General features: G+C 30.0%; 30 protein-coding genes. 23 read left to right on the forward strand and 7 right to left on the reverse strand.

Annotated elements, in window-relative coordinates; translation table 11 throughout:
- Nucleotides 1–24: 24 nt before the first annotated feature.
- Complete coding sequence (gene rpmI, locus LNAT_RS01975) at nucleotides 25–219, reverse strand: 50S ribosomal protein L35 (RefSeq protein WP_096258250.1); 195 nt, start codon at nucleotides 217–219, stop codon at nucleotides 25–27.
- A 90-nt stretch (nucleotides 220–309) separates the two neighbouring features.
- Here rpmI and LNAT_RS01980 point away from each other — a divergent pair, with 90 nt between their 5' ends.
- Nucleotides 310–1,113 carry a diguanylate cyclase gene (locus tag LNAT_RS01980; protein ID WP_096258251.1) on the forward strand — a complete coding sequence of 268 codons (804 nt, stop codon included), beginning with the start codon at nucleotides 310–312 and terminating at the stop codon, nucleotides 1,111–1,113.
- On the opposite strand, the gene LNAT_RS01985 is transcribed toward LNAT_RS01980, so the two are convergent.
- From LNAT_RS01985 to LNAT_RS02010, 6 genes are all read right to left on the reverse strand, one after another.
- On the reverse strand, nucleotides 1,103–2,071 hold the full coding sequence (locus tag LNAT_RS01985) for a beta-ketoacyl-ACP synthase III (protein ID WP_096258252.1): 969 nt from the start codon (nucleotides 2,069–2,071) through the stop codon (nucleotides 1,103–1,105). The genes LNAT_RS01980 and LNAT_RS01985 overlap by 11 nt on opposite strands.
- A complete protein-coding gene (gene plsX, locus LNAT_RS01990; protein WP_096258253.1) occupies nucleotides 2,071–3,057 on the reverse strand; it encodes a phosphate acyltransferase PlsX in 987 nt (328 codons plus the stop codon). The genes LNAT_RS01985 and plsX overlap by 1 nt, the downstream gene beginning before the upstream one ends.
- Entirely contained in the window at nucleotides 3,057–3,206 is a 150-nt protein-coding gene (rpmF, locus tag LNAT_RS01995; protein ID WP_096258254.1) for a 50S ribosomal protein L32, read from the reverse strand. The genes plsX and rpmF overlap by 1 nt, the downstream gene beginning before the upstream one ends.
- A gap of 9 nt (nucleotides 3,207–3,215) precedes the next feature.
- Nucleotides 3,216–3,542 carry a YceD family protein gene (locus LNAT_RS02000; RefSeq protein ID WP_096258255.1) on the reverse strand — a complete coding sequence of 109 codons (327 nt, stop codon included), beginning with the start codon at nucleotides 3,540–3,542 and terminating at the stop codon, nucleotides 3,216–3,218.
- Nucleotides 3,543–3,956: a nucleoside-diphosphate kinase gene (ndk, locus tag LNAT_RS02005; protein WP_096258256.1), complete on the reverse strand. Its 414-nt coding sequence runs from the start codon at nucleotides 3,954–3,956 to the stop codon at nucleotides 3,543–3,545.
- A 66-nt stretch (nucleotides 3,957–4,022) separates the two neighbouring features.
- A complete protein-coding gene (locus tag LNAT_RS02010; RefSeq protein ID WP_096258257.1) occupies nucleotides 4,023–4,295 on the reverse strand; it encodes a 4Fe-4S dicluster domain-containing protein in 273 nt (90 codons plus the stop codon).
- Nucleotides 4,296–4,427: 132 nt separating this feature from the next.
- Between LNAT_RS02010 and LNAT_RS02015 the strand changes: the two genes are divergently transcribed.
- The 22 genes from LNAT_RS02015 to LNAT_RS02120 are packed head-to-tail and all read left to right on the forward strand — an operon-like array spanning nucleotide 4,428 to nucleotide 22,878.
- Entirely contained in the window at nucleotides 4,428–5,372 is a 945-nt protein-coding gene (locus tag LNAT_RS02015) for a DHH family phosphoesterase (protein WP_096258258.1), read from the forward strand.
- Nucleotides 5,369–6,694 (forward strand): M23 family metallopeptidase, encoded by a 1,326-nt coding sequence (locus LNAT_RS02020; RefSeq protein WP_096258259.1) that lies wholly within the window; start codon nucleotides 5,369–5,371, stop codon nucleotides 6,692–6,694. The genes LNAT_RS02015 and LNAT_RS02020 overlap by 4 nt, the downstream gene beginning before the upstream one ends.
- The gene (locus LNAT_RS02025) at nucleotides 6,691–7,212 is read left to right on the forward strand and encodes a septum site-determining protein MinC (protein WP_096258260.1); all 522 of its coding nucleotides are present in this window, start codon (nucleotides 6,691–6,693) and stop codon (nucleotides 7,210–7,212) included. Before LNAT_RS02020 ends, LNAT_RS02025 begins: the two co-directional genes overlap by 4 nt.
- Nucleotides 7,209–8,084, forward strand: a complete 876-nt coding sequence (gene lpxC, locus LNAT_RS02030; protein WP_096258261.1) for a UDP-3-O-acyl-N-acetylglucosamine deacetylase — start codon at nucleotides 7,209–7,211, stop codon at nucleotides 8,082–8,084. Before LNAT_RS02025 ends, lpxC begins: the two co-directional genes overlap by 4 nt.
- The gene (locus LNAT_RS02035) at nucleotides 8,065–8,520 is read left to right on the forward strand and encodes a hypothetical protein (RefSeq protein ID WP_096258262.1); all 456 of its coding nucleotides are present in this window, start codon (nucleotides 8,065–8,067) and stop codon (nucleotides 8,518–8,520) included. The genes lpxC and LNAT_RS02035 overlap by 20 nt, the downstream gene beginning before the upstream one ends.
- Nucleotides 8,521–8,529: 9 nt before the next feature.
- Nucleotides 8,530–9,411 (forward strand): homoserine kinase, encoded by an 882-nt coding sequence (thrB, locus tag LNAT_RS02040; protein WP_096258263.1) that lies wholly within the window; start codon nucleotides 8,530–8,532, stop codon nucleotides 9,409–9,411.
- 17 nt (nucleotides 9,412–9,428) lie between these two features.
- Nucleotides 9,429–9,695 carry a YlxR family protein gene (locus tag LNAT_RS02045; RefSeq protein WP_096258264.1) on the forward strand — a complete coding sequence of 89 codons (267 nt, stop codon included), beginning with the start codon at nucleotides 9,429–9,431 and terminating at the stop codon, nucleotides 9,693–9,695.
- Nucleotides 9,692–12,184 (forward strand): translation initiation factor IF-2, encoded by a 2,493-nt coding sequence (infB, locus tag LNAT_RS02050; protein ID WP_202970416.1) that lies wholly within the window; start codon nucleotides 9,692–9,694, stop codon nucleotides 12,182–12,184. Before LNAT_RS02045 ends, infB begins: the two co-directional genes overlap by 4 nt.
- Nucleotides 12,185–12,186: 2 nt before the next feature.
- Entirely contained in the window at nucleotides 12,187–12,543 is a 357-nt protein-coding gene (gene rbfA, locus LNAT_RS02055) for a 30S ribosome-binding factor RbfA (protein ID WP_096258265.1), read from the forward strand.
- A 10-nt stretch (nucleotides 12,544–12,553) separates the two neighbouring features.
- The gene (locus LNAT_RS02060; protein WP_096258759.1) at nucleotides 12,554–12,976 is read left to right on the forward strand and encodes an LSm family protein; all 423 of its coding nucleotides are present in this window, start codon (nucleotides 12,554–12,556) and stop codon (nucleotides 12,974–12,976) included.
- A complete protein-coding gene (gene ribD, locus LNAT_RS02065; RefSeq protein WP_096258266.1) occupies nucleotides 12,973–13,935 on the forward strand; it encodes a bifunctional diaminohydroxyphosphoribosylaminopyrimidine deaminase/5-amino-6-(5-phosphoribosylamino)uracil reductase RibD in 963 nt (320 codons plus the stop codon). Before LNAT_RS02060 ends, ribD begins: the two co-directional genes overlap by 4 nt.
- Nucleotides 13,932–14,654: a class I SAM-dependent methyltransferase gene (locus LNAT_RS02070; RefSeq protein WP_238593965.1), complete on the forward strand. Its 723-nt coding sequence runs from the start codon at nucleotides 13,932–13,934 to the stop codon at nucleotides 14,652–14,654. The genes ribD and LNAT_RS02070 overlap by 4 nt, the downstream gene beginning before the upstream one ends.
- The gene (locus LNAT_RS02075; RefSeq protein WP_096258268.1) at nucleotides 14,647–15,465 is read left to right on the forward strand and encodes a DnaJ domain-containing protein; all 819 of its coding nucleotides are present in this window, start codon (nucleotides 14,647–14,649) and stop codon (nucleotides 15,463–15,465) included. Before LNAT_RS02070 ends, LNAT_RS02075 begins: the two co-directional genes overlap by 8 nt.
- Nucleotides 15,466–15,504: 39 nt before the next feature.
- The gene (locus tag LNAT_RS02080; protein ID WP_096258269.1) at nucleotides 15,505–15,810 is read left to right on the forward strand and encodes a hypothetical protein; all 306 of its coding nucleotides are present in this window, start codon (nucleotides 15,505–15,507) and stop codon (nucleotides 15,808–15,810) included.
- Nucleotides 15,798–16,532, forward strand: a complete 735-nt coding sequence (locus LNAT_RS02085; protein ID WP_096258270.1) for a V0D/AC39 family V-type ATPase subunit — start codon at nucleotides 15,798–15,800, stop codon at nucleotides 16,530–16,532. Before LNAT_RS02080 ends, LNAT_RS02085 begins: the two co-directional genes overlap by 13 nt.
- A complete protein-coding gene (locus tag LNAT_RS02090; RefSeq protein WP_096258271.1) occupies nucleotides 16,532–18,247 on the forward strand; it encodes a V-type ATP synthase subunit I in 1,716 nt (571 codons plus the stop codon). Before LNAT_RS02085 ends, LNAT_RS02090 begins: the two co-directional genes overlap by 1 nt.
- Nucleotides 18,222–18,500: an ATP synthase subunit C gene (locus tag LNAT_RS02095; RefSeq protein WP_096258272.1), complete on the forward strand. Its 279-nt coding sequence runs from the start codon at nucleotides 18,222–18,224 to the stop codon at nucleotides 18,498–18,500. Before LNAT_RS02090 ends, LNAT_RS02095 begins: the two co-directional genes overlap by 26 nt.
- On the forward strand, nucleotides 18,497–18,790 hold the full coding sequence (locus LNAT_RS02100) for a V-type ATP synthase subunit F (RefSeq protein WP_096258273.1): 294 nt from the start codon (nucleotides 18,497–18,499) through the stop codon (nucleotides 18,788–18,790). Before LNAT_RS02095 ends, LNAT_RS02100 begins: the two co-directional genes overlap by 4 nt.
- The gene (locus LNAT_RS02105; RefSeq protein WP_096258274.1) at nucleotides 18,768–19,271 is read left to right on the forward strand and encodes a hypothetical protein; all 504 of its coding nucleotides are present in this window, start codon (nucleotides 18,768–18,770) and stop codon (nucleotides 19,269–19,271) included. Before LNAT_RS02100 ends, LNAT_RS02105 begins: the two co-directional genes overlap by 23 nt.
- Nucleotides 19,265–20,980 carry a V-type ATP synthase subunit A gene (locus LNAT_RS02110; protein ID WP_096258275.1) on the forward strand — a complete coding sequence of 572 codons (1,716 nt, stop codon included), beginning with the start codon at nucleotides 19,265–19,267 and terminating at the stop codon, nucleotides 20,978–20,980. The genes LNAT_RS02105 and LNAT_RS02110 overlap by 7 nt, the downstream gene beginning before the upstream one ends.
- Nucleotide 20,981: 1 nt before the next feature.
- Nucleotides 20,982–22,307, forward strand: a complete 1,326-nt coding sequence (locus tag LNAT_RS02115; protein WP_096258276.1) for a V-type ATP synthase subunit B — start codon at nucleotides 20,982–20,984, stop codon at nucleotides 22,305–22,307.
- On the forward strand, nucleotides 22,300–22,878 hold the full coding sequence (locus LNAT_RS02120; RefSeq protein ID WP_096258277.1) for a V-type ATP synthase subunit D: 579 nt from the start codon (nucleotides 22,300–22,302) through the stop codon (nucleotides 22,876–22,878). The genes LNAT_RS02115 and LNAT_RS02120 overlap by 8 nt, the downstream gene beginning before the upstream one ends.
- Nucleotides 22,879–22,896 lie beyond the last annotated feature (18 nt).

A 22,896-nucleotide genomic window follows, 5' to 3' on the forward strand; every position in this document is an offset into this window, starting at 1 on the left:
TTCGCCCACTTGGCCACTTCTACACTAGATTCCTAGAAGTTCTCTAACTTCCTTGATATTTGCTTTTGCTACATATTTTGGGGCTCTAAGATTTCTTTTTCTTTTTTTTGATTTTTTAGTTAAAATGTGGCTTCTAAAAGCACTTCCTCTTTTAATTTTTCCACTTTTTTTAACTTTAAATCTTTTAGCCGCCCCTCTGTTGGTTTTCATTTTAGGCATAGCTTCTCCTTTTTGGAATTGAAATGAAATTATACCATAAAGTAAAATTTTATGCTACAATAATGCATATTAAATTCTTCAAGGAATAAAATGATTATTGAAAAGTATATCGAACCTGTCTTGTTTAAAGAATATGATTTCCTTACAACAGTTTCGATAAAAGAGCTTATAAGTTATCTTCTAAAATATAAAAGTGATTCATTATATATTACAAAAAACAAATATCCTGTGTATTTTTTTGACAGTATAGATTTATTAGATATTTTTTTAACTGATGAATTAAACATTAAAGTAATAGATTATATAAAAAATAATCCGAAAAAAATATATGTTCTTGAATTTAATACCAATGTTATTGATGCCTATTATTATATGCGTTCAAATAATGTAAAAAAAGCAGCTGTAATAAAAAACAACCAATTAATAGGTGAAATTTCTTTTAAAACAATCAGTTCCAAAATTGCCGATATTATTATTAAAGATTCTTTAACAGGGGTTTATAATGAAAAATATTTTCAGGTATTAATAGAAGAATATAAAGATTTTGACAAACCTTTGGGAATAATTTTTATTGATATTAAAAATATTGGAATTATAGAAGGTTTATATGGTGAAGAAAAAGTAAAATATATATTGAAAGCAATGGCAACAAAACTAATGAATTTAGTTAGGGATATAGATTTTGTGTTTAGGAATGATTACAGATTTAAAATTATAACATTTACTGAATTGGAAATTACAAAAAAAATTGTTGAAAGAATTAAAAAAGCATTGGATGAATTTGAAGTGGACGGTATAAAAATAGGATATTCCTTAGCTTATTCACATGTGCCTGAAGTTCAAGAAAATATATTATTGGCTTTGGATGAAATTGAAAGTAAACTTATAGATTAAAAGGGACTATTGCACTTCCCCATGTAAAGCCGCCTCCAAATGCATCTAAAAGCATTATGTCGCCTTTTTTGATTCTACCTTCCTGATATAAGTCGTTTATAGCCATAGGAATGGATGCGCTTGATGTGTTTCCGTATTTATGAACCGTTAAAACTGATTTTTCGCTTGGCATTTTAATAGCCCTTGCTACAGCATCTATTATTCTATAATTTGCCTGATGTGGGATAAACCAGTCTAAATCATCACTTGTCATATTGTTTCTTTTTAAAATGTCCGTTACAGATTGAGAAAGTGTTTTTACTGCAACTTTAAAAGTTTCATTTCCTTTCATTTCCAACCAGATTCGCTCAGTTTCACATCCGTATTTTACACCTCGGCCCGGTGTAATCAAATAATCTTGATATTTTCCGTCGGCATTTATATCAATATCCATAATTGCCTCTTCTTTGTTTTCAGTAGCACTGATTATTGCAGCACCGGCTCCGTCTCCGAATAAAACACAGGTGGTTCTGTCTTTCCAGTTAACTATTTTGCTTAGTGTCTCAGCTCCAATAATTAAAATATTTTTGTACATTCCGCTTTCTATAAAAGCTTTTGCATGAGCCATAGCATAAATAAAACCTGTACATGCTGCACTTATATCGACAGCAGCGGCTGTAATACCCAATTTTTCAGCTACAACACATGCAGTTGATGGCATTGTAAAATAATCCGGTGTAATTGTAGCTACAATAATCATATCAATTTCATCTGCATTCATGTTAACTTTTTTTAATGCGTTAACAGCAGCTTTGTAAGCCAAATCGCTGGTTACTTCGTTTTGGGCAATATGACGGGTTTTTATACCTGTTCTTTTTGTTATCCATTCATCTGTCGTGTCTACTATTTTTTCTAAATCTTTATTTGTTAAAATTTTTGGAGGCACATATGCACCAACACTTTTAAAACTTGCATACATTAATGAACCTTTAAAGAATTTTCAATTTTTTTTGTCACATCGTTTTCTACATATTTTATTGCCTGGAATATTGCGTTTTTAATGGCTTTACTATTGCTTTTTCCATGACTTATTATAACACATCCGTTTACACCAAGAAGAGGTGCACCTCCGTATTCGGCATAGTCGGTGGCTTTTTTTAAGCCTTTAAACACCGGTTTTAACAACAATGCTCCGATTTTTTGAAAAATTCCTGAAGAATAAATTTCCTGTTTTATAAGAGTAGATATTGTCTCAGCCACACCTTCGCTTGTTTTTAAAACAATATTTCCTACAAATCCGTCGCAAACAACAACATCCACTTCACCTTTGAAAATATCTCCGCCTTCGACGTTTCCAATAAATGAATCACAGTGAGCTTTGCATAATTTAAATGTTTCTTTTGTTACAGAATTCCCTTTAGAGTCTTCTTCTCCATTGCTTAAAAGTCCAATTTTAGGAGCTTCTTTATTGAGTACTACTTTTGCGTATACTTCTCCCATCAAAGCAAATTGATAAAGGTTATTTGCATCGCAGTCTACATTGGCACCTACGTCTAAAACAAGTGTATATGATCTTTTTATATTAGGCATAAATGTAACAATAGCAGGTCTTTTAATACCTTTGATTCTTCCAAGTCTAAGAGTGGCAAGGCTCATTGTAGCACCGCTGTGCCCGGCGGAGACAACCGCGTCTACTTGCTTTTCTTTAAGAAGTTCAATAGATTTATAAATAGTGGATTCTTTTCTCTTTACCGCATCAGTGGCATTTTCATGCATTCCAATAACATCTTCACTATTTATAAATCTAACTTTTTTAAGTAAATTTTGAGGCACTAAAGGTTTTATTTTGTTTTCATCGCCTACAAGATATGCAATAAAATCTTTTTGTTTTAGAGCTTCAACAACACCTTCTATTATAGGCTGGGGACCGAAATCCCCTCCCATTGCGTCAATAGCTATTCTCATTAATACTCACCACAGCTAGGGCATGCTCTGTGAGGTCTTTTATATGCCCCACAATGTTTGCATTTAACTACACTTGATAATCTGATTTTATAATGCGTTCTTCTTTTTGCCGCTCTTGTTTTAGAGTTTCTTCTCTTTGGAACTGCCATTTTTTCTCCTTAAAATTCTTTGTTAAATTCTTCTTTTTGACATTTTTCACAAATGTTATAATCAAGTTTTAGGCTTTCTATTTCACTTTTTATTATTTCATCTAAATCAAATTTTTCCTGTTCGATAATGTCATAATCTTCATCAAAACCGCTGTAAGGCGGTTTTACAACCTTGAATTTTACATCTTCATTTATCTCTTTTTTAAATGTATTTAAACATTTAATACACTCAACTTCAACAAAGCCGGTTATTTTACCTTCCACTAAATAAATATCACCTTCTTTTTTGCTCTCGCCTGTAAACTGAATATTGTCAATTTTTTTTTGAATATTCAATTATAAAATCTCCCTGCCAGCAAAGAAAAATGTAATTTCTTTTTTAGCGTTTTCAAGTGAATCACTACCGTGAACGGCGTTGGCTTCAATACTTTCAGCAAAGTCTGCCCTGATTGTACCTGGTGCTGCCTCTTTAGGGTTGGTCGCACCCATAAGCTCTCTGTTTTTCTTAACAGCGTTTTCACCTTCAAGCACCATAACCACTACCGGTCCGCTGCTCATATATTCGCATAAATCGTTAAAAAACGGTCTTTCTTTATGCACTTCATAAAATTTAGCAGCATCTTCTTTGGTTAATTTTATTTTTTTCATAGCTGCAATTCTAAGACCGTTACTTTCAAATCTGTCAATAATTTTTCCAATAACATTTTTAGCCACAGCATCAGGTTTAATGATTGAAAGTGTTTGTTCCATAATTTCTCCTTAGCTTTTTAGAGAGGAATTATACAAAAAAATGAAGAAAAAAAGAAGAGGTATAAATTATTCGATTACAGGAGTTCCTGGTTCTCCTCTGTCTTCTCTGCAAGTTTGTCCTGGTTTGCATTCATCCCAAACGATACATCCCTCAGTTGGACATGCTTCAGCACATGCCGGAGTATCATAATATCCAACGCATTCTACGCATTTATCAGGATATACATAATAAATTTCTTCTCCTGTTGGGTTTTCGCTATCATCTACGATTGCTTCTACAGGACATTCATCGATACATGCCCCACAGTTAATACAGATATCAGTAATTTTTACTGCCATTTTAACTCCTTTGTTGTTTTTGTAATAGAAATATAACACACAAAGCTTAAGTTTTGCTTAAAGAAATTGATATAAATCAATTTTGTTACTTTTTGTAATAAATTGTTATAATTCCATCAAAAAGGCTAATATATGGATTTATACAAAGAAATTTGGGAAAAAATAGTAAATTCAGATAATATTTTATTAATAGCCCATGTTAATCCTGACGGTGATGCGTTGGGAAGTTCTCTCAGTTTATATCCGGTTCTAAAAAAAATGAATAAAAAAGTAACAGTTTTTAATGCTTCAAAACCTCTGCCCCAGTATTTGGATTTTTTACCTAATTTTAACAAAATAACCGACAGGCTGCCTAAAAAAATAGATCTGACAGTATCATTTGACTGCGGAAGTTTTGACAGATTGGGACTTCCTGAAAAACCCTCTTTTCTTATAAATATAGACCATCATATTTCAAATACAAATTACGGAGATTTAAATTTAATAGAACCAAATGCCGCATCAACTTCTCAGGTTATATATAATATGTTAAAAGCCAATAATATAGAAATTAATAAAAACAGCGCTGTTTGTATGTATACAGCATTGGTTACAGATACAGGAAGTTTTCAGTATGAAAGTGTAAATGAGAAGGTTTTTGAAATGGCTGCTGAGCTTGTAAAATGCGGAGTCAGTCCCGATTATGTTGCCAAAATGCTTTTTCAAAGAGACAGACTCTCAAGACTCAGACTTCTTGCTAAAGCGTATGATACTATTGAGCTTTGTTGTGATGGTAAAGCCGCATTTGTTGAAGTTACAAAAGAGATGATGGAAATAACAGGTGCTATTAAAGAGGATACAGATACAATAGTAAACAGTGTTAGGGCAATAGCTACAGTGGAAGTTGCGTGTCTGCTCAGAGAAGAAGACGAAGGGATTAAAATATCTCTTAGAAGTAAAAATTATGCGGATGTAAGCAAAATTGCCGTAAAATACGGAGGGGGCGGTCATATTAGGGCTGCCGGGGCCACCGTTAGGGAATTTGATTTTCAAAAAGTTAAAGAAATTCTTAAAAATGACATAAAGGAAATTTTATGAAAAAATTGTGGGTTTTAATTTTAATAATTATTGCAACAGCAGTAGGATTTGTTTATTTTTCTCCGATGTTTGAAAAAGAACCTCCAAAAATTGAAATTGATTCAAACGGATTTACCAATTTAAAATTCCCTCTCAAACTTAATATAAGTGATAACAGCGGAATTAAGGATTACACTGTAACGTTAGTGGCTGATGGAAATGCCAGAGTTTTAATTAAAAACAGCGGTGATTTAGGTAAAAATATAAGTATAGATATTAAACTGCCTAAAGTTGCGGCTAAAGAAGTTAAATTAATTGTTGATGCCGTGGATACTTCAAAATGGCATTTTTTTGCCGGAAATGAAGCTAAAAAAGAAGTTGTTTTAAAAGTAGATACCACTGCCCCTGATGCCCAGATTGTGAATAATTCTTATGCAATAGGCAACGGCGGAAGTGCAGCAGTAGTGGTAAAAGTAGCAGACGATAATTTGAAAGATGCTTATATTTTAGTAAATAATAAATACAGATTTAAATTAACTCCATTTTATAAAAAAAATTATTATGCTGCACTTATTGCATGGCCGGTTGAGGAAAAAACATTTGATGCCAATTTGGTTGCAGTTGATTTTGCCGGAAATAAGTCTATAGCCCATATTCCACTTTATTGGAAAAAATACCGTTATCCTACTAAGAAAATTTATATAACAGACAATTACATAAAAAATAAGGCGATGACTGTTTTAAAAAGAATGAATATAGATGTTCCAAATGATCCTGTGGAAATTTTTAAAAAAGAAAATGAATATGTAAGAAAATTAAATGAAGAGGAAATTTTTAATCTTACACATAAAGTATATGAAGATAAAATAAATTCTTTTTCGATTGCAAGATTCAACCCGCTTCCAGGAAGTGCTAAAGAAGCAGGATTTGGGGAAAAAAGACATTATATATATAAAGGAAAAGATATTTCTTTTGCAATTCACAAAGGAATAGATCTTGCTAAAATAAAAAGGGCTAAAATTTATTCGAGTAATTTTGGAAAAGTCGTGGCAGCCAAATGGATAGGTATTTACGGTAATACGTTAATTGTCTATCATAAACTCGGACTTTATTCATTATATGCCCATACTTCGGAATTTAAAGTAAAAGTGGGGGATAATGTAAGAAGAGGTCAGGTAATAGCCAGAACAGGTGCTACCGGAGGAGTTTTGGGGGACCATTTACATTTTGGAATTTATATTCAGGGAATTGCAGTAAATCCGCTTGAGTGGTTGGACAGAAACTGGATAAGAACCAATATTATTAATGTAATCAATTCATCAAAAAGGCTTATTGGTAAATGAAGCAAAAAACAATTAGGGCGTTTATAGTTGAGGATTTTAATAATCTAAAAAATGTTGTTAATTCAAAATATGAACTGGTTAAAAACTATTATTTTTTATTAAAAGAAAAAAATGAAGAAATTGAAAAGTTTTTGAAAGAAAAAAATTTAAATTATTTTATTGAAAATAATATGTTTACTTTCAGTAAGGAAAAAACAAAAGAAATAAAAATAATTGAAAAAGAAAAACTGATAGAAAAAAGAGTTAATACAAAAATTTATGATAAAATTATAAGAGCCGGTGTTGAGATAGAAACTGATGAAAATCTTATTTTTTTAAACAGAATAAATGCCGGGGCTAAAATCAAAAGTTCCGGAAATGTCGAAATTTTTGGTGAATGTGAAGGCAGTGTGATTTGTGAAGGGGATTATTTGATAGTCAAAAAAAACAGAGGAAATATAATTTTTAGAGGTGAAAATATTGGAAAAATTGATAAGTTGACGATTTTTACTAAAAGTGGCAAAAAGGAATTAGAGTGAAACAAAGAACAATAAAAAAACCGGTTGAAGCTGTAGGAATCGGACTTCATAAAGGGGTCCCTGTAAAATTGAGACTGGAACCATTAGCAGAAAACAGCGGGATAGTTTTTTACAGAAGTGATAAAGGTATTACAATTCCTTTGAAACCTGAAAGTGTTGTGGATACAAAAATGGCTACTGTAATAGGAAATGATGGAGTTGTTGTATCCACAATAGAGCATTTAATGAGTGCCGTTTATTCTTTTGGAATAGATAATTTAAGAATAATTGTTGATAATGATGAAGTGCCTATTATGGATGGGAGTGCAATAAGTTTTGTCATGATGTTGCAAGAAGCAGGTATTGAAGAATTAAATACACCTAAAAAATTTATGAGAATTACAAAAGAAGTGGAAATAACAGATGGGGAAAAATTTGCCAGACTTAAACCCAGTGAAAAAATAATTTTTGATTTTGAAATAAATTTTGACCATCCGGTAATTGGAAGGGAAAAAAGAGAATTTGTTTTTTCCACAAAAAATTATATAGAAGAAATTGCAAGGGCCAGGACATTTGGGTTTTTAAGGGAAGTTCAGTATTTAAGAAGTATCGGATTGGCGCTTGGGGGGAGTTTGGACAATGCGATTGTTTTGGATGATAAAGGTATATTAAACGACAATTTAAGATTTGATGATGAATTTGTAAGACATAAAATTTTAGATGCAATCGGAGATATGAGTCTGCTTGGAGCTAATTTTATCGGTAAATACGAAGCGTTTGCAAGCGGTCATCATCTAAATCATTTATTAACATTAAAACTTTTCAAAGAGCATGCTTATGAAATAGTTGAATTTTCCAAAGAGGAGATGGTTTTTGCAAAAGCCTTTAGTTGATGTTGTTGCAATAGTTGTTTCAAAACCTCTTAAAATTGGTATTTATAAAAATAATAAATTGATTGAAAGTATTGAAGAAGAGGGGTTAACGAGTGACATTCTGCCAGTAATTTTTGATAAAATTTTAAAAAAATATGAAATAAATTCTATTATTTATTCAAAAGGTCCCGGCAGTTTTATGTCTATAAAACTTTCTTTCGTTTTTTTTAAAACACTCCAGATTGCAAAAGGTATAAAATTTTTAGCGGCAGACGGGTTTTATTTTAATAAAAATCAGCCAATAAAAGCTGTCGGAAAAAGTTATTTTATAAAAAAAGAAGGTATAATAACGCTTAAAAAAAATTTAAAAGAAGGGGAGTTTTTTTTGCCTGAAATCTTAAATAAAACTGATTTTTCAGAAGATGTAACCCCTCTTTATGTATTAAATGCGGTATGAAAGGTTTAAATGGTTATAACAGTTCCTGCTACAAGTGCAAATTTGGGTCCTGGTTTTGATACATTAGGACTTGCATTAAATTTAAGAAATGAAATAGAAATAATCCCTAGTGAAAAACAAGAAATAGAAATTTACGGTGAAAATGCAGATTTTTTAAAAAAACTTCCAAGAAATTATTTTGTTGAAATATTTACCGAGCATTATAAATATTTAACAGACAAGGAACCGAAATTTAAATTTAAATTTAATAATAAAATCCCTCTTTCACGTGGGCTTGGAAGCAGTTCAGCCGTAATAATCGCTGCAATTACGGCCGCTTATGAGGCTGCTCAGGTTCCGTATAAAAAAGATAAAATTATAAATTTGGCTTTAAATTACGAACCGCATCCTGATAATATAACCCCGGCAACGCTTGGCGGTTTTTGTGTTGCAAAACTCAGAAAAAACAGGGTTTATTTTTTAAAGAAATTTATTCCGACTTATCTCAGGGCTGTAATTGTTATACCTAACAGGCCAATTTCAACCCAAAGAAGCAGGGAAGCATTAAAAAAAACATATCCCTTAAAAGATGTAGTTGCCAATATTTCGTCTTCATCTATGATTACAGCAGCGTTTTTTTCCGAAAAATTTGATATTTTAAAATATATAGTTGAAGATAAAATCCATCAGGAAAACAGAATGAAACTGGTACCGGATCTTTTCAAGGTAAGGGAAATTGCCTTAAGAGAAGGTGCTTTAATGTCCACTTTAAGCGGCAGTGGTTCCACATTTTTTAATCTGGCTTATAAAGACGATGCATACAGCATTTATGCAGCGCTTAAAGATAATTTTAAAGATTTTAATGTTAAAATCCTGAATTTTGACAATTTGGGAGTTAAAGTATATAATTAAATAAATAAAAGTATAAAATGGAAAATGGAAAACATATAAAAATACGTATGTGTGTTGCCTGCAGAAAAAGAGACAGGCAGGATAATTTATACAGATTGCAGTGTAAAAACGGCGAGTTAGTCAGTTTTTCAGGCAGAGGAAGAAGTTTTTATGTATGCAGAGAATGTATAAATTCAAAAAAATTTATTAATTACATTTCTAAATTATGTAATTTAACCAAAAATGAAGCAAAAGAAAAACTTTTCCATTTTCCATTTTATATTAAAGAAAAGGAGTTTATTTGAAAATTAAAGTATCAATGGTTGCTAGAGAAATGGGACTTAAAGCAAAAGAAGTGGTTGAACTTGCAAAAGAATTGGGAATCGAAGCAAAAGTAAGAGGAGAGATAACTCCGCTTGAAGCAGCTAAAATTCAGGAATATTTTTTAAATAAAGATAAAAAGAGTGAAACAAAAGAAGAAAAAACAGAAATTAAAAAAGAAAAAATTGAAACTAAAGAAATAAAAGAATCAAAAGAAGAAAAACCAAGACGCAGAAGAAAAACATTTAATGATTTGGTTAAAAAAACAAAACAGGGTATTACGCTTGTAAAAAGAAAAGAGGAAAAACCTGAAGTAAAAGAAAAACCTGAAATTCAGGAAGTAAAAGAAGAAAAAGCGCCACAACCAACAGGAGCAAAAGAAACTAAAAAGAAAAAAGAAGCCAAAAAAGTAACAAAACCTAAAAAAGAGGAAAAAGAATTAACCATTAATGTTGATTTGGCTGATATGGATGTTATTGAAGAAAATCAGGTTGAACTCTTGGATTTATATTTTAATGACATTTCAATGAAAGACGATGAAATTCAAGATAAAGTTAAAACCAAAAAAACAATTACTGAAAATAAAAAAGAAGAGAAAAAAGCCGTTAAATCTGTTATCAATAGAAGAAAAAAAGCAAGTGAAGGCGGCTTGACAAAAGAAGGTATCAAGAAAAAGAAAAAGAAGAAAAAAGAAGTGAAACAAGAAATTATTAAAGTGCCTAAAGAAGTCAGGGTGCATGAATTTGCGGATTTGATTAAGAAATCCCTTGAAGAGGTAATTACAGCGTTAAGGGAACTTGGAGAAGAAAGAGACAAAAATGATTTCCTAGGTGAAGAATATATTGAAACTTTAGCGGAAGAATTTGGAGTACCAGTTGAGGTATACGATCCTCTTGCCGAATTTGATTATGTTAAAAAATATGATGAAAAATGTGCTAATTCAGAGAATCTTAAAGAAAGACCGCCGATTGTTACAATTATGGGGCATGTCGATCATGGTAAAACAAGTCTGCTTGATAAAATAAGAAATTCAAGAATAACAGCGAAAGAAGCGGGAGGTATTACTCAGCATATTGGTGCATATATGGTAGAAAAAGATGGTAAAAAAATTACATTTATTGATACACCAGGACACGAAGCATTTACAGAAATGAGAGCAAGAGGTGCTCAGGTTACCGATATTGCAATTATCGTAGTAGCTGCTGATGATGGTGTTATGCCGCAAACCAGAGAGGCTATTGCACACGCTCAGGCTGCAGAAGTGCCGTTTATTATTGCTGTAAATAAAATTGATAAACCAGATGCAAATCCAGATTTAGTTAAATCTCAATTAGCTGAGATGGGAATTACTCCAGTTGAGTGGGGTGGTGAGTATGAATTTGTTCATGTATCTGCAAAAACAGGTGAGGGAATTGATGATTTGCTTGAGACTATTTTGATGCAGGCTGAAATTATGGAACTAAAAGCCGACCCGACATGTCCTGCGAAAGCAGTAGTGATTGAGAGCAGAATTGAAAAAGGAAAAGGTCCGGTTGGAACTGTAATTGTTAAAAACGGAACACTTAAAAAACAGGACAGTTTTGTATGTGGAATTACATACGGTAGGGTTAGACTTATAATTGACGACCTTGGAAAACAGAAAAAAGAGGTAAAACCAGGAGAACCTGCAGAAATTACAGGATTTGACGAAGCACCTATTGCAGGGGATACGCTTGTAGTGGTTGAAAGTGATAAACTAGCAAAAGAGACAGCGGATAAATGGAAAACATTCCTTGAAGAGAGAGAAAAATCTAAATCAACCAAAGCTACTTTGGAAGACTTGCAAAAAATGATACTTGAAGGTGAACTTAAAAAACTGCCTGTAATAGTAAAAGCTGATACCCAGGGAAGTGTTGAAGCTATTAAAGGAAGTCTCTCTAAACTTAAAAATGAAGAAGTTAAAGTTGATGTAATTCACAGTGATGTCGGGGCTATTACTGAAAATGACGTAATTTTGGCAAAAGCGAGTGAACCTAAAGCCATTATTTTAGGATTTAACGTAAGACCTACAAGCGGAGCTAAAACTAAAGCAAAACAAGAGGGAATTGAAATTAGAACTTATTCAATTATTTATGATTTGCTTGATGATGTGAAAGAACTCTTAAGCGGTCTTATGACTCCTAAAGTAAAAGAAGAAGTTACAGCAACTGTGGAAGTTAGAGAAACATTTAACGTACCAAAAGTAGGAACAGTTGCAGGATGTTATGTACAAGACGGTGTTGTTCACAGGGGAGATTTTGTAAGGGTTATCAGAGACGGTGTTGTAATTTATGATTCAAAACTGGCCTCTCTTAAAAGATTTAAAGATGACGTTAAAGAAGTCGGTAAAGGTTTTGAGTGCGGTATTATGATTGAAGGTTTTAATGATATTAAAGTTGGTGATATACTTGAGACTTATCAAAAAATTGAAGAGAAAGCCTCTTTTGAAGGATAAAAATGGGTAAAAGTATTAAAGTCCAAAGAAAAGAATCTTTACTTAAAGAGGTAATTCCGGAGGCTCTTTCCCAAATGAATGATGGAAGAATCAGAGGCTTAAGCGTTGTGGATGTTGTATGCAGTAGGGACGGAAGCGACGCAAAAGTTTATCTTGAAAAAAGTTATCTAAATGAAAACGAACAGCGCCAAGCCCTTAAACAGCTAAAACAGGCAAGGGGTTATATTCAAAATTACTGCTTAAAATCGACAGGGTGGTTTAAAGTGCCAAATCTCTCTTTTACTTTTGATGATTTATTAGAACAGGAAAACAAAATGGAAGAATTGTTTGAAAAAATAAAAAAGGAAAAAGGTGAGTAATTTAAAAGATATTATTGAAAAAACTGTTAAAAATTACGGATGTGAGCTTTATGATATTGATATAACAGAAGAGGGCGGACATAAATATTTTAGAATTTATATTACAAAACCGGGTGGTGTTAATTTAAATGACTGTGAAGCTATAAACAATATGCTCTCACCTATTTTTGACGTGGAAGAGCCAATTCATGACAGATATTTTCTTGAAGTAAGCTCGCCTGGACTTGAGAGAAAACTTACCAAAAAAGAGCATTTCTCAAAAAGCATAGGTGAGAGGGTTAAAGTTACCACCAATGAGGGTGAAAAAATAAAAGGTGTTTTAAAAAGTTTTAATGACGATATAGCAGAAATAGGAAATAAAAAAGTTCATTTTAACGATATTAAAAAGGCAAAAACATATATTGATTGGAATAATTACAAAGGCCTAAAATAAAAGCCTTAAGCCTTGCAATTGATGAAGCCTGGAAATACCAGCTTTTAACCTATCCAAACCCTGCTGTCGGATGCAGTGTAATAGTTAACAATAAAATTTTTGTAGATGCTCATAAAAAAGCAGGTGAGCCTCACGCTGAGGTAAATGCCCTTTTTAAAGCCTTTTCTTTTTTTCATAAGACCCCGGAACTGAAAACTGCAAAAGAAATTCACGAATTTTTAATTAAAAATCATAATAATTTTTTTAAAGATGCTGAAATTTATGTAACTCTTGAGCCCTGCTCTCATATTGGAAAAACCCCATCATGTGCGAATTTACTCTCTATTTTAAAACTAAAAAAAATAACTATTGGATGGCTTGACCCTATTAAGGAGCATAGTGGCGGAGTAGAGATACTTAAAAATGCAGGAATTGAAGTAGATGTTGTAAATGACAAGAGGTGCTATGATTTGATTGAGCCTTTTATCAAATGGAGTAAAGATAAATTTATATTTTTTAAACTGGCTCAAAGTCTAAACGGAGTAATTATCGGGGGATATATAAGCTCTGAATCTTCACTAAACTGGGTGCATCAGATAAGGGATAAAATTGATTTATTAGTAATTGGCGGAAATACCGTAAGGATTGATAGACCCACACTTGATAGCAGACGGATAAATGGAAAAGCCCCGGATGTTTTGATTTATTCAAAAAATAAAAATTTTGATAAAAGTATTCCTCTTTTTAATGTAAATGGAAGAAACATTTTTATTGAGGATAATTTAGATAGACTTAATGATTACAATTTTATAATGGTAGAGGGCGGTGAAAATCTTTATAATGAACTTAAAAATTTAGTGGATTGGAAAGTTTTTGTAATTTCTCCTAAGATGTTTATGCGAAATAACTTTAAAAGTGATGATGAAATTGAAATAATGCATATAGAAAAAAGAGATGATTTTATTGTGTGGAGTAAATGATGGATGTAAAAATATACGATAAACTTGCCCGCCGTTATGATTTGGCTACAAAAATAGTCAGTTTTGGGATAGAAGAGCTTTGGAGATGGATGTTTATAAGAAAAATAAAAAAGTTTATAAAAAACGGTGTTATGATAGATGTGGCAAGTGCTACAGGTGAGATGTCAAAAACGGGATTTAACAAAATTTACTTTATTGAACCAAGCTCTGAAATGGTAAAAATAATGGTTGAGAAATTTAAAAAAGATGGATTTATTGAAGAAAAATTTGAAGTTCAGTTTCAGGAAAGACCATATATAAAACTAAAAAAAGGTAAAAAAGAATATATAATTATTCAGAATACGGCTGAGAATTTTAGCATTGATGAAAAAGCGGATTTAATTACTTCCTTTATGGGACTTAGAAATTTTGATAATCTGCAAAAAGGAATGGAAAATTTAACCAGGCATTTAAAAGAAGGTGGGTATTTTGCCATTGTTGAAATGGTAAAAAATGATTCGCTAATAGCAAAATTGATTATGTGGTATATGAATAAAATAGTGCCTTTAATTGCGGGAATAATGCTTGGAATGAAAGAGGAATATAAGTTGCTTGGGAAAAGTATAGTTTCACTTAATGAAGAGAATATTTTAAAAAATTTAAAAGGTTATAAAATTTTGGAAAAACAAAAACTTATTTTTCCTGTCGCAACTTTAATAATAGCAAGAAAAAATGGATGACAGAGTATTTGAAATAAAGATAGGGGAAAATATTGAAGTTGTTATAGACTCAAGATTTAAAATAAAAGGTTTTATAGAATTTATAAGACTTTCGTTTAATAAACTTGAAATAAACGATAACGAGTATAAAATATATTATGACAGGGAAAATGTAGAAAAACATAAAATACTCGTTAATGCAATTGCCAATATGTATAAAAAAAGAAGAAATTTTGATGAAGCTACTTATAAAAAACTTATATTAAATTTTAAAAAAAACTGTATTGTAAAAATAAAAAAATATCAGCTTACTTTTGATGAAAACGCTATTTATATAACAATTAGAAAAATTTCTTCAAAAGAGTTTGAAATTCTTTTTGCAAATCCCAATAAAAAGGTTTTTGATTATATAAAAGGGATTTTTTTATTTGATATTTTAGATATTTTTGAAGATAAAATAATAATTTCCCTTAATGAAGAGAGTAAAAGATTGGTATCAGCTCTTATTTCTAAACGCTCTGTTATGGGATACAAAGTTGTATTTAGGGTAAATAAGGAAGAATTTGAAAGTATTAAAGGTTTTAGTATTGAAGGTTCTGTAAAAGATTATTTGACAAAAATTAAAAATGCACTTGAGCTTTTTGGAGTAAGTAATATATATGAATGGGATAAAATAAAAAAAGAATACAGGCGTCTTGCAAAAAAATATCATCCGGATTTGCACAGAACAAAACCTGAGCTTATCAGGAAAATATATGATAAGAAATTTAGAAGGGTAAAAGAGAGTTATGAACTTTTGGAGGAATATTATAATAATAAAGCAAGAGGTTGAATTTTAGATATAATTAAGGATAATAAAGAAGGTATTTTTATGAATATTGAAAATATTTTAAAATTAGACCAAAAAGCTTTGAAAATAATTGCCGATGCAAACAATGAGATTTCTGTTATGTATGAACAATGGGAAAAAGAAAAAAAGGAAATTTTTAGATCTTTTCAGGAAAATATTAAGAGATATGAAAAATTTTTACAAAAACAAATGAAAAAAGAAATAGAAAATTATAAAAACAAAATAAGTAAAAAGTATGAAAAAAAATTAAATTTTTTGAATTTTGATGAAAAGAAACAGAGTAATAAAATTTTTGAAAATATAAAAGAAGAATTATGTCTGCATTAAAATATGCATATGTGAATGCTTTAGTAAGGAGTCTTAAAACAAAAGAAATTTCAAAAGAAAAACTTTTTGAGTGTAATAATCTCTCTGATTTGTATTCATTGCTTCAAACAACTGTTTATAAAAATTTTTTAATTTCTCCAAAAAGCGATGATTTATTGAGCTCATTAGAAAAATATTATCTAAATTTATTTTTTAAAATAACAAAAAATCTAAATAAAAATGAAAAACATTTATTTACCCTCTTTTTTTTTGAAAAAAATCCGAATATTGATGATCTAAAAAAAGCCATTTTAAAAATTTCAAAAAATGACAAAAGAGATATAGAAAAAATAATAAAAAATTATATTGATGTTCTTAATTTAATCACTATTCTGAAATATAAAATAATTTATTCTCTTAAAATAGAAAAATTTTTCGCATATCTTATTCCATACGGAAACAAATCATTACAAGAACTTCAAGAAATAGCATCATCAGAAAATTTATACGATTTTTCAAGTAAGCTGGGATTGAATGTTAATGATTATTCTCTGGTTAAAAAAGCGATTTTTAATAATTATTATGATTCTTTAAAACAAGTGTGGTATGGATATCCTTTTAAGCTTTCAGTGCCTTTTGTGTTTTTGCAGATTAAACAAAAAGAGATTAAAAACATTTCTTCGTTTATCATAGGATTAAAATATTCCTTAGATAAACAAGAAATTGAAAAAATGGTTGTGTAATGCTTTTCCCTGAAACAATGTATAAAGTAACCTTTAAAATTCCCGAAGATAAGATAGATGAATTTTTGGATTTTTTAATTAAAAAAAAGATTTTACATATAAAAAAAGAAGAAAACAGACTTTTCAAAGAAGAATTTTATAAAATAAAAAATTTACTTATGATTGCAAAAAAATATATTTCAATTTCCCAGGCTCCTCCTGTTAATGCAAAAAAAGAAAATTTTACGATTGATGAAATTGAAAAATATTTAATGGGTGTTTCTGAAAAATTTGAAAAATATATAAATTTAAAAAAAGAAATTTTAAGAAAAGAGGAAAACTTAGACAAATTAAACACTTTTTTAGATATTGTAAAAGTAGATAAAGAATTTTTGAATTCTTTGAAATTTTTAACTTTTGAATGTGCAAACCTACCTGTTGAACATTTTGAAAAAATAAAATTTTTAATGTTGAATTACAATATTCTTTCTGTTTATGAAATAAAAAACAACAATGTTTACACTGTATTTATTTCACCGCCTAAAAAACATGATAAAATTTTTGAAGTTTTAAAAGAATTTTCAATTCTTACAATAAATAAAGATTTGTTTTTATTAAAAAAAGAAGACATCGAAAAAGAAAAAAACATATTAACAGTCCTTGAAGAAGATATCAAAAAAGAGAAAGAAAAACTAATAAAAGTTTATTCCCATTTAAAATATTTATATCAGATTTATGATGTAAAAAGTTTTTTACAGCAAAAGGACGGATTTTATATTTTAGAAGGATGGATTCCAAAAAGCAAATTTGAAAAACTTCCTTTTTTAATTTCAAAAAAAGTAGATTATACTGATGCGCCCATTCTTTTAAATACTCCTAAAATTTTTAAACCGTTTGAACTTTTAGTAAAGAATTATTCACTTCCAAAACCTTATGAAATAAATCCGACAGTTGCATTTGCCATTGTTTTTTTGTTTTTGTTCGGTTTAATGTTTGGGGATATAGGGCAGGGGTTTGTTTTGGCAGTTTTGGGTTATTTTTTGTCTAAAAAATCATTATTTGGCAATATTCTTTTTTTAAGCGGAATTTCATCAATGATTTTCGGTGTTATATATGGCCATTGTTTCGGATTTGAAATTTTTCATACATTTTCCCCGTTGGAAAATATAAATTCTCTTATTGTTATCAGTATCGCAGCCGGTGTTTTTATTATTAGTTTGGGTTTTTTTATTTTTATGTTTACCAATTATAAAAAGAATAATTTAAAGAAATTAATTTGGGGTGAAAATGGAATTGTGAGTTTTATAATTTATATGTTGTTAATCTGGATTGCTATAAAAATGTTTGTTTTTAATGTTTCCATAAAAATAGATTTGGCTATACTTTTTGTTTTGGCAGCTGTGTTTTTGGGGCATTTGATTTATGAGAGTAAAAAAACCTCTGAATCATTTTTTGAAGTATTGATTGCTTTTTTGGAAAATATTACAAATACTATTTCTTTTGTAAGGGCCGGTGCTTTTGCCCTTGCTCACGCTGCTTTATTTATGGCTATTTTCAGTATTGCCAGAATGTTAAATGAGAGCGGATATTGGATTGTTATTGTTTTGGGTAATATTTTTATTATAATATTGGAAGGGGTTGTTGTTTTTATTCAAACATTAAGACTTGAGTATTATGAGTTTTTTAAAAGATTTTATGAAGGAGGAGGATATGAATACAAACCGTTTGGGAGTTAAAATTATTTTGTTTTTGTTGCCTGTTTTAATGTTCGCAGATGATAATGCATATGCATATATCGCCGCTGCACTTTCAGTTGGACTTTCAAGTATTGCCGCAGGTATTGCGGTAGGGCTTGTAGGTGCGGCCGCTATGGGAACAATAGGTGAAAAACCTGAAATTTCAACTAAAGCTTTGATATTTTTAGGTTTGGCTGAAGGTATAGCAATATACGGTCTTATTGTTTCAATTATGATTTTAGGGAAAATATGAAAATAATTTTTTTAGGAATAAAAGAAGAGTGTATCGGTTTTTCTCTTTGCGGAATAGACACACTGGAAGTTAGCGATTTTAAAAAAGATTTCAAAGAAATAATTAAAGATAAAGATGTCGGTTTAATTATTATTGCAGACAGGTATTATGAAATTTTTAAAGAAAATTTTTCCCACTTTAGCAAGAAAAAAGCCGTGCCCTCTATTGTGTTTGTCCCTTCTTTTGAAAAAACATATTTAAATGAAAATATAAAAAGGTATCTTTCAAATGTTCTTGGAATCAGACTTTAAGTTTTTAGAAGAAGAAACTCTAAAAGAAGCTGTGGAAGAGAGAGACAAAAAGATAAATGAGGCTAAAATAAAAATCAAAAAAGAAAAAGAAGAATTTTTAAAGCAGCTTGATATTGCTACAGAAAAAAAACTGTTAAAAGAAAAATATGAAAAACTGATAAAAACAGAAAAACTTCAAATTACTAAACATTATATTGATTTGTATAATAGTTATTTTAAGAAAAAATATGATGTTATGAAAAATTTGATTATGGAAAAAATTGAAAAAGAAAAGAATTATTTAATAAACTGTTTTGTTAAAAAACTTGAAAAAGAATATTCAGAGGGTGAACTGTTTATTCCTGAGGATTTAAATATTACTTCAAAGTTTGTAATTAAAAAGCATAAATTAGAAACGGTTATTTTTAAATATAAAAGAAAAAACATTGTTTTGGATTTTAATGAAATTATAGAAAATAAATTAAAGAGTTTAAAATGGTAGAAATTACTTCAATAAACGGACCTATTGTAAATGCAAGGTATGAAAATGAATATCCTTTAATGAATGAATATGTTTATGTAGGAAAAAAGGAATTAATTGGTGAAATTATAAGGGTTACAAAAGATGAAATTACAATCCAGGTATATGAAGACACCACATCTCTTAAACTTAAAGAAAATGTAAAATTGACTTCTTCCCTTTTAAGTGCGTATTTAGCCCCAGGAATATTGGGAAGTGTTTATGACGGAATTCAAAGGAACTTGTTTAATTTAGAAGAAAGAGTTGTAAGAGGAGCAAAATCTTTTCCTTTAAATATGGAAAAAAAATATTATTTCAAACCTTCTGTAAAAAACGGTGAATATATAAAAAGAGGGCAGATTATAGGGTTGGTGGAGGATAATAATTTTATATATAAAATTTTAAGTGAATTTGAAGGTAAAATAGAGGATTTAAAAGAAGGGGATTTTAATATAAAAGAAATTATTGCGAGAGTTGGAGAAAACAGTGTTCGAATGCTTACAAAAAGACCTTTAAGAATTACAAATAAAATAAAAAGGATACCTTTAGACGAGCCATTAATTACAGGGCAGAGAATTATAGATTTTATGTTTCCTATAAGTAAAGGCGGAAGTGCTTCAATTCCCGGGGGGTTTGGAACAGGAAAAACCGTTTTGCAGCAAACACTGGCAAAATATTGTAATGCGGATGTTATAATTTATATAGGATGCGGGGAGAGAGGGAATGAAATGACTGAAATTTTGGAAGAATTTCCGAAATTAGTTGATCCTAGAAATAAACAGCCTTTAATGAACAGAACTGTTTTAATAGCTAATACTTCAGATATGCCCGTTTCCGCCAGAGAATCATCAATTTATCTTGGCATTACCATAGGTGAATATTTTAGGGATATGGGATATAGTGTGGCTTTAATGGCGGATTCCACCTCAAGATGGGCGGAAGCTATGAGAGAACTTTCCAGCAGAATGGGTGAACTTCCTATGGAAGAAGGTTATCCAGCTGATGTTTCGTCAAAAATCGCTTCTATTTATGAAAGGGCAGGAAAAATTGAAACAGTAAATAAGGAGATTGGTTCTTTAAGTATAATAGGTGCAGTTTCCCCCGCGGGAGGTGATTTTTCAGAACCGATTACAATGCATACCAAAAGATTTACAAGCGTTTTCTGGGCTCTTGATAAGACACTTGCAAATGCAAGATTTTATCCTGCAATCAATTACTTGAACAGTTATTCCAATTATATTGAAAATTTAAAACAGTGGTGGGAAAAAATAGGAAATTGGAGTGAAATCAGACAGGAGTTTAACAACATTCTTTCAAAAGACGAGCAGCTTCAAAAAATTGTTAAACTTTTAGGAATTCAATCTTTGCCCGAAGAAGAAAAGTTAACCGTTTATATTGCAGAAATTATAAAAGAGGCTTTTTTACAGCAAAATGCCTTTGATGAGGTGGATGCATTCTGTTCGACTGAAAAACAGATGGAAATTGCAAAAACCATTTTGTTAATTTTTAATATCTTCAAACAGGGAATGCTTCAGAAAATTCCTGTAGAAACTTTAAAAAATCAAAAAATAATAAACGAATTTATACAGAGTAAATATTTCATAAAAAATGATGAATATGAAAAGTATGAGGATTTAAGAGAAAAAATAAAGCAATATTATGAAAATTTTATAAAAAATTACGGAGAATAATATGAGAATTGAATATGAGGGTGCGCTTGAAATAAAAGGAAATTTACTTTTCTTTGAAACAATAGAAAATGTCGGCTTAAACGAAGAGGTTACCATCCGTTCAAATGAAAAGACTTTAAAAGGAATAGTCTCTTCTATAAATGAAAAAATTACCGTTATAGAAATATTGGGAGAGGTTTATGAACTTGATTTACAAAATATAAAAGTTGAATTTAAATATAAACCTGTTCAAATACCTCTTAGTGAAGAAATGAGTGGAAAAGTGTTAAATTCTTTTGGAGAAAGTTTAGATAACAGTATAATAAACATAGAAAAATACCAAAATATTAATGTAGGTGCATATAATCCTACAAGAAGACTTTATCCTAAGGATATTGTAAAAACAGGATTTAGCTCAATTGATGCATTAAATACATTGATAAAAGGACAAAAGCTTCCCATTTTTGCATTAAGCGGTCTTCCCAATGATGAATTTGTTTCTAAACTAGCCACTCAGATAGAAATTGAAGATTCTGTTGTAATCCTTGGGGCTATTGGACTTAGGCATGAAAGAGCTGAATTTTTGATTAATAATATTGTAAAAAATAATCAAAATGTAACAGTGTTTTTAAATCTTGCTAATGAACCTGCCGTAAATTCCATTGTTTTGCCAAGAAGTGCTTTGACATTTGCAGAATATATGGCTTTTGAAAAAGGTAAAAATGTAATAGTGATTCTTTATGATATGACTAATTATGCAAATGCTTTAAGGGAAATTTCCGCTAAAAAAGAAGAAATACCGGGTAAAAAAGGATATCCTGGTTATATGTATAGCGATTTGGCAAGTATTTATGAAAGAGCAGGTATTCTTAAAGGAAAAAATGGTTCTATTACTCAAATCCCGATACTGACACTGCCCGATGATGATATTACTCATCCAATCCCTGATTTGACAGGTTATATTACGGAAGGTCAGATAACAATGGATAGAAATTTATACAAAAAAGGTATCTTTCCGCCTGTAAATGTATTAACCTCTCTTTCAAGACTTATGAATTCAGCAATAGATAAAACACATAAACGATTTGCTTCACAGCTATATTCTTCATATGCAAAAGCCAAAAAAATAGAAATGTTTGCCTCAATCATAGGAGAAGAGGAATTGAGTGAAACGGAAAAAAAATATCTTCTTTTTTCAAAAAAATTTGAAAAAGAATTTGTAAATCAGGATATTGGCAGAACTTTTGAAGAAACATTTGACAAAGGCTGGGAATTGTTAAAATTACTTCCTGAGAGTGAACTTATACGTCTTACTGACGAAGAAATAAAAAAGTATATAAATGGTTAGGAACAAAACCACATTATTGGAATTAAAAACAGAACTTGAAATAATAAAAGAAGGAGAAAATGTCCTTGAACAAAAAAGGGACGCACTTATTAAAGAAATAATGAAAATGGTTGATATTGTTGATACAAGAAGAAAAAAACTTAATGAACATATGAGGAGCTGTTATAATGTTTTAATAAAAGCTTTTATGGAAAATGGTGGAAAAATTGAAAAAGAAGATTTTGTTAAAACTGAATTAAAAGTGGTTGAAAAAACATTTTTAGGTCTTGTTGTACCGAAAATTGATTTTAAAATATCATCAAAGCCGAATATAAAAATAGATTCAAACATTTTTACAGATTTAGCAAGGGAAAGTTTCTTTGAAGCTTTAAAAATGATTTTGGAACTAAGTGAAATAGAGATTAAAATATGGAAACTCTCAGAAGAGCTTAAAAAAACGATGATTAGAGTAAATGCCCTTAAATTTTATTATACACCTAAATATGAAAAAGAAATAAAAGAAATTAAAAATCATTTAGAAGAAAATGAAAGAGAGTTTATTAGTATTATCAAAAAATTAAAAAAATATTAAATATGTAATAATTTATAT

Origin of the sequence: Lebetimonas natsushimae (assembly GCF_002335445.1) — a bacterium.
Taxonomy (GTDB): domain Bacteria; phylum Campylobacterota; class Campylobacteria; order Campylobacterales; family Nautiliaceae; genus Lebetimonas; species Lebetimonas natsushimae.

What these genes read in the sequence shown, in the direction of transcription:
- LNAT_RS02025 (WP_096258260.1), top strand. Translation starts at nt 6,691, where the DNA reads ATGAAGCAAAAAACAATTAGGGCGTTTATAGTTGAGGATTTTAATAAT.
- LNAT_RS02075 (WP_096258268.1), top strand. Translation starts at nt 14,647, where the DNA reads ATGGATGACAGAGTATTTGAAATAAAGATAGGGGAAAATATTGAAGTT.
- LNAT_RS02080 (WP_096258269.1), top strand. Translation starts at nt 15,505, where the DNA reads ATGAATATTGAAAATATTTTAAAATTAGACCAAAAAGCTTTGAAAATA.
- LNAT_RS02105 (WP_096258274.1), top strand. Translation starts at nt 18,768, where the DNA reads ATGTTCTTGGAATCAGACTTTAAGTTTTTAGAAGAAGAAACTCTAAAA.
- rbfA (WP_096258265.1), top strand. Translation starts at nt 12,187, where the DNA reads ATGGGTAAAAGTATTAAAGTCCAAAGAAAAGAATCTTTACTTAAAGAG.
- LNAT_RS02090 (WP_096258271.1), top strand. Translation starts at nt 16,532, where the DNA reads ATGCTTTTCCCTGAAACAATGTATAAAGTAACCTTTAAAATTCCCGAA.
- LNAT_RS01985 (WP_096258252.1), bottom strand. Translation starts at nt 2,071, where the DNA reads ATGTATGCAAGTTTTAAAAGTGTTGGTGCATATGTGCCTCCAAAAATT.
- LNAT_RS02020 (WP_096258259.1), top strand. Translation starts at nt 5,369, where the DNA reads ATGAAAAAATTGTGGGTTTTAATTTTAATAATTATTGCAACAGCAGTA.
- LNAT_RS02070 (WP_238593965.1), top strand. Translation starts at nt 13,932, where the DNA reads ATGATGGATGTAAAAATATACGATAAACTTGCCCGCCGTTATGATTTG.
- LNAT_RS02100 (WP_096258273.1), top strand. Translation starts at nt 18,497, where the DNA reads ATGAAAATAATTTTTTTAGGAATAAAAGAAGAGTGTATCGGTTTTTCT.
- rpmI (WP_096258250.1), bottom strand. Translation starts at nt 219, where the DNA reads ATGCCTAAAATGAAAACCAACAGAGGGGCGGCTAAAAGATTTAAAGTT.
- LNAT_RS02015 (WP_096258258.1), top strand. Translation starts at nt 4,428, where the DNA reads ATGGATTTATACAAAGAAATTTGGGAAAAAATAGTAAATTCAGATAAT.
- LNAT_RS02085 (WP_096258270.1), top strand. Translation starts at nt 15,798, where the DNA reads ATGTCTGCATTAAAATATGCATATGTGAATGCTTTAGTAAGGAGTCTT.
- LNAT_RS02095 (WP_096258272.1), top strand. Translation starts at nt 18,222, where the DNA reads ATGAATACAAACCGTTTGGGAGTTAAAATTATTTTGTTTTTGTTGCCT.
- LNAT_RS02110 (WP_096258275.1), top strand. Translation starts at nt 19,265, where the DNA reads ATGGTAGAAATTACTTCAATAAACGGACCTATTGTAAATGCAAGGTAT.
- plsX (WP_096258253.1), bottom strand. Translation starts at nt 3,057, where the DNA reads ATGAGAATAGCTATTGACGCAATGGGAGGGGATTTCGGTCCCCAGCCT.
- LNAT_RS02120 (WP_096258277.1), top strand. Translation starts at nt 22,300, where the DNA reads ATGGTTAGGAACAAAACCACATTATTGGAATTAAAAACAGAACTTGAA.
- LNAT_RS01980 (WP_096258251.1), top strand. Translation starts at nt 310, where the DNA reads ATGATTATTGAAAAGTATATCGAACCTGTCTTGTTTAAAGAATATGAT.
- LNAT_RS02115 (WP_096258276.1), top strand. Translation starts at nt 20,982, where the DNA reads ATGAGAATTGAATATGAGGGTGCGCTTGAAATAAAAGGAAATTTACTT.
- rpmF (WP_096258254.1), bottom strand. Translation starts at nt 3,206, where the DNA reads ATGGCAGTTCCAAAGAGAAGAAACTCTAAAACAAGAGCGGCAAAAAGA.
- LNAT_RS02045 (WP_096258264.1), top strand. Translation starts at nt 9,429, where the DNA reads ATGGAAAATGGAAAACATATAAAAATACGTATGTGTGTTGCCTGCAGA.
- thrB (WP_096258263.1), top strand. Translation starts at nt 8,530, where the DNA reads ATGGTTATAACAGTTCCTGCTACAAGTGCAAATTTGGGTCCTGGTTTT.
- ndk (WP_096258256.1), bottom strand. Translation starts at nt 3,956, where the DNA reads ATGGAACAAACACTTTCAATCATTAAACCTGATGCTGTGGCTAAAAAT.
- LNAT_RS02010 (WP_096258257.1), bottom strand. Translation starts at nt 4,295, where the DNA reads ATGGCAGTAAAAATTACTGATATCTGTATTAACTGTGGGGCATGTATC.